1 protein-coding gene is annotated in these 696 nt (G+C 61.8%); it reads right to left on the reverse strand.

Going from position 1 to position 696, the window contains the following annotated elements:
* The coding region (locus EN893_RS36520; protein WP_245490988.1) for a TetM/TetW/TetO/TetS family tetracycline resistance ribosomal protection protein at window positions 1–696 on the reverse strand (696 nt) is incomplete at both ends.

The raw sequence follows: 696 nt of genomic DNA on the forward strand, positions 1-696 counted from the left end.
GTCCGGGTTCGGCTCGAAGACGATCTTGACGCGAGCGAACTGACCGGTACCGCCGGTCTGCTTCTTGTGCGTGTAGTCCTGCTCGTGCCTGCGGGTGATCGTCTCGCGATAAGCCACCTGCGGTGCGCCGACATTGGCCTCGACCTTGCACTCGCGACGCATACGGTCGACGATGATGTCCAGGTGACGTTCGCCCATGCCGGAAATGATGGTCTGGCCGCTTTCCTCGTCGGTCTTGACACGGAAGGACGGATCCTCGGCGGCCAGGCGGTGAAGGGCGAGGCCCATCTTTTCCTGGTCGTTCTTGGTCTTCGGCTCGATGGCGATCTGGATGACCGGATCGGGGAATTCCATGCGCTCGAGAATGACCGGATGCAGCGGATCGCTCAGCGTGTCGCCGGTGGTCGTGTCCTTGAGACCGGCAAGAGCAACGATGTCGCCGGCAAAAGCCTCTTCGACGTCGGCGCGCGAGTTCGCATGCATCTGCAGCATGCGGCCGATGCGCTCTTTCTTGCCCTTCACGGTGTTGTCGACCGAGATGCCCTTGGTGAGCCTGCCCGAATAGATGCGGGCAAAGGTCAGCGAACCGACGAACGGGTCGTTCATGATCTTGAAGGCGAGCATCGACAGAGGCTCGTTGTCGTCGGCGTGACGCTCGATCTCGGCGTCGGTCTTGGCATCGACACCCTTGATGGC

The sequence above is a fragment of the Mesorhizobium sp. M7A.F.Ca.CA.004.04.2.1 genome (genome assembly GCF_004022825.1).
Taxonomy (GTDB): Bacteria; Pseudomonadota; Alphaproteobacteria; order Rhizobiales; family Rhizobiaceae; genus Mesorhizobium.